The following is a 3,613-nucleotide window of genomic DNA, read 5'->3' as shown; positions in this document are numbered from 1 at the left end:
AACTGTAAGTTTTCATATGCTCCTCCTGTTGATTAATTTTTCTATTATAACGGACAGTTTCGAGGAGTGTCTACTTTACTAATACAATATCATTGGATATGACGGACAAAAAAGCGAGGAAGGCCGAAGAGTTGTCCGTCATTTTGGGTATGACGGACAAAAGAGCGAGGAAGGCCGAAAAGTTGTCTGTCATTTCGGATATGACGGACAAAAAAACGAGGAAGGCCGAAAAGTTGTCTGTCATTTCGGGTATGAATGGATATAGTGCACCCAACTATGTTGTCCAACTGCTGTAAAATGCTTATCCAGTAGTCTTTTGATGCTTTTTATAGAATATATTCTGTCACACCAGTCATAAACCAGTTGTGAAGTTAATTTTTGTTGGGGCAGTAACAGCTGCAGTTCCGCTATATTACGCATAACTCCATCTTGGATATTTTCCTGTTCCATACACTTCAAACATTTTAACGTTTGCCCGGTTGAATCCATCGATAAACTCCGACAAGAGACGCAGCGCACTCCTTTTTTCAATTGATCATACGCATAACTTGGAACGGAAGGATGTGGGTAGGCGCCCAGGTCGTGATTGAGCAGTAGCTGCATCTGGTGTCGCTGTTTTATGTCGGTAGCTGATTGTTGATTCATTAATTGGATAAAACGCCGCAATTGAGTAGGTAAGACGATTTGCTTGGTTAAAGGGGCTTGGTAGAGGAAAAAGGCACAATTGGTGAACACGAGGTAGCTTTCGAGCTGAAGGTTCAAGCGATTGTCATGCAGCCATCGGCGAAGTAAGGATTCACTTCGTTGTAATTGTAGCACGGGATTGGTGATTTCTTTGTTAGGGAGCTTGTACCATCTCATTTCTTCACACTTATAGTCACCAGCATAATGCTTGACCTCTAGTAAGTAAAGTTTGTCTTTGGTACAAATGAGAGAATCGATTTGAAAGGTGGTTGTGCCGACTTGAAGCCGGAGATCGCTGATGACCAAATGGGAGTCAACAAGTTCCGCATGTAGTAGTTGTTCAAGCTGTCTTTCACCGTGATAACCTTGCTGGAGATTTGCGAGGCTGAGTTTCTCGTCGGAGGAAAAAGGATACCTTCCTTCTAATGCTTCATATATTCTTAGTTCATGTGATTTGGTTAGTTTTTTATTAACATCTATGCACCACCTTTTCAAATACCATTTTATAACAAATATATAAGTATTGCAATCACCAGTTCACTTCTGTTGAAACAGGTGCTTTTGATATTAAATAAAAGTAAAGTGAACCTTTTCTTCTGTCCGGCTGTATAAGTTAGTGAAAAGATGAAAAGGAGTCGATGCAATATGGATTTAGGCTGGCTGATCAGTACAATTGTAGCAACCATTCTTGGAGCTACATTTGCAACGTTAATTATAACCATGAATAAAAAAGTAGTTCGAGATAGAAAGGGAAATATTGACTTTAGTAGATCAGATATTTACTTTCAATGGACGAGATGGGATTACGTCATTATTATAGCAGCAGTGTATACATTTTTGTGTATACTAGGTCTTTTCCTATTTCTGCTCCGTGGTGACAACATTGACAGCCCTTGGATACAATTTTTTATTCATCAAACGTTTGTATTTTCATTAATCACTTTTATTTGGTTCATAACCCGGATTGCTTTTGTATTTAAAGGCATCAAAGAGCGGTGGTCTGATGAGTTTAAATAAGGAGACTACATCTGCCGACATGGAGAAACGAGAAGCATATTCTATTGGAAAATTGTTCCTTATGTATAAAACGCCTATTTATCAGTTTATCTATCGATATTGTCAAGATGAACAGCTCTGCTTAGATATAGTGCAGGATACATTTATACGGTTCCAAAAATATCAGAAACACTTCGATGAGGAGAAATCCAGTATCAAAACGTATTTATTTCGTATGGCTTATCAACTGATGATTAATCGGTTGAAAAGGCGCAGTCGCTTGGAAAAATTACTGCCTTTTTTATACATGCAATCTCAGCAGCATACTTTATCACATGAGGACAAACTTACGGTTCAATCAGCGATTCTACAACTCCCTGACGAACAAAGAGCTGTTATATTATTAACTTATTATCATGATATGCCACAAAAGGATATTTCAGAGATTCTTGATATTCCAATAGGAACCGTGAAATCAAGATTGTATACGTCACTAAGAAAACTAAAAGCATTATTGGAGGTAAGCGAATGAGTAAAAAGGAGATTCCAGATGAACTTCGAAACAGGTTAGATGAATTTGACGTGGAAGTACCGGAAATATCGCCGAAGAATCAGATGGAACGACTAGCAAACTGGATTTATGCTCCTGCAAAGAATCCAATGGAGCTATTAGGTATCAATGGAAATTCCATCATACGTCTTACCTTTTTTCCATTAATATTGGTACTGATTTTGTTCTTTACACCGATCTTCTTGTTATAAAAGATAACAGCTAAATTTTACTTTTTTCTTATAGAACAAATCATTGCCTGTTTTGAAGATAGTACAATATAAATAATGGGTCAAGAGCTGAGCTATCTTCGCAAAATCTATGGTTAGTTGTAGCACGGGATTTTTGCTATAATATAAGTAGACTTAGTTTGTAGGAGAGGTGGGGTGTAAATTATGACTTGGCTTAATATTTCGTTTGTAGCATTGATAATAGCAGGATTATTATTGTTTGTTTATGGATTAAGAGAAAATTCCCAATTATCCATGCTCTTTGGAGGAATCGCTTGCTTATTATCCATATTTTACTTCCTTGGTTGGACTACTATGTTGCCGTTTGTTGCTCCGATAGCATTGGTGATTTCATATCTAATGAAGAAAAAGGTAAACACTGCTTAAACAGGCTCTTTCTTTAAAGGGTCTGTTTTTTATGTACTTCTAGACATTTGGACAACCCTGTTATTTGATTTTTGACACGCTGAAATTAGGATTTGCTTTACTTTTTTATCAAACATACATTCCTTTTAGTATATTTACTCAATCTTCCCTTGTGGATTGTAGAGCAACATTATTAGTAGAAATATTGTAATAACTGTCCCTGTAACACCCGTATATAAGGACTCTAATTGTTCCCCAAAGTAAATATATATATAACCGAAAATCAATGCTAATGTTATTGTAATAATATTAATAAGATGGAATCCATCTGATGTGTAAACTGCGAGTACACAAAGAACGGTGAGCATTGTTGCTAAATCAGATAATAACTCTGGGTATACCGCTCTTGTAACAAATAGCATACCTATACACAGAGCTACAATAATTTTTATAATTCTACCATTTCTCATCCAAAATCATCCCTATCTTTTTTGTTGTATCAGTGATGGAATTATAGTGAATTTTCTATCCAATAAAAACCATATTTAATAGGGTATGCTGTTAATATGGAATGTTCAAAAGGAAAAAAAGATGAATTACAATCAACTCTCATCGTGAATAAGCAACATATAAATGGTAAATATACTTTGTTAACCTATTTAATTTTATATTGTATTTATCTAGAAAATCACTTGGATCTATGTCAATAAATTGGACAATAGAAATGGTGAATTTTTTAATTTCCTACCGCGCTCCGCTTGCTCCCCTCTGTGTTAAAGGAAGGGGA

Annotated in this window: 6 protein-coding genes; 4 read left to right on the top strand and 2 right to left on the bottom strand. The window is 36.1% G+C overall.

The genetic code is table 11. The annotated features are described in order from the left end of the window. Window positions 1–240: 240 nt before the first annotated feature. Entirely contained in the window at window positions 241–1,179 is a 939-nt protein-coding gene (locus tag JOD18_RS23980; RefSeq protein ID WP_204671989.1) for a nuclease-related domain-containing protein, read from the bottom strand. A 150-nt stretch (window positions 1,180–1,329) separates the two neighbouring features. Here JOD18_RS23980 and JOD18_RS23975 point away from each other — a divergent pair, with 150 nt between their 5' ends. From JOD18_RS23975 to JOD18_RS23960, 4 genes are all read left to right on the top strand, one after another. Next, window positions 1,330–1,701 carry a hypothetical protein gene (locus JOD18_RS23975; RefSeq protein WP_204671987.1) on the top strand — a complete coding sequence of 124 codons (372 nt, stop codon included), beginning with the start codon at window positions 1,330–1,332 and terminating at the stop codon, window positions 1,699–1,701. A gap of 19 nt (window positions 1,702–1,720) precedes the next feature. After that, window positions 1,721–2,212: an RNA polymerase sigma factor gene (locus JOD18_RS23970; protein ID WP_338029614.1), complete on the top strand. Its 492-nt coding sequence runs from the start codon at window positions 1,721–1,723 to the stop codon at window positions 2,210–2,212. Then, the gene (locus tag JOD18_RS23965; protein ID WP_204671982.1) at window positions 2,209–2,442 is read left to right on the top strand and encodes a hypothetical protein; all 234 of its coding nucleotides are present in this window, start codon (window positions 2,209–2,211) and stop codon (window positions 2,440–2,442) included. The genes JOD18_RS23970 and JOD18_RS23965 overlap by 4 nt, the downstream gene beginning before the upstream one ends. A 183-nt stretch (window positions 2,443–2,625) precedes the next feature. Beyond that, complete coding sequence (locus tag JOD18_RS23960) at window positions 2,626–2,847, top strand: hypothetical protein (protein ID WP_204671980.1); 222 nt, start codon at window positions 2,626–2,628, stop codon at window positions 2,845–2,847. A gap of 134 nt (window positions 2,848–2,981) precedes the next feature. Here the strand turns inward: JOD18_RS23960 and JOD18_RS23955 are convergent, their stop codons facing one another. Further along, window positions 2,982–3,296: a hypothetical protein gene (locus JOD18_RS23955; protein WP_204671978.1), complete on the bottom strand. Its 315-nt coding sequence runs from the start codon at window positions 3,294–3,296 to the stop codon at window positions 2,982–2,984. Window positions 3,297–3,613: the final 317 nt, after the last annotated feature.

This window comes from Gracilibacillus alcaliphilus, from assembly GCF_016909015.1.
Taxonomy (GTDB): Bacteria; Bacillota; Bacilli; order Bacillales; family Amphibacillaceae; genus Gracilibacillus; species Gracilibacillus alcaliphilus.
The sequence above is the reverse complement of the archived record's forward strand: the minus strand, read 5'-3'. Positions and strand labels throughout refer to the sequence as shown.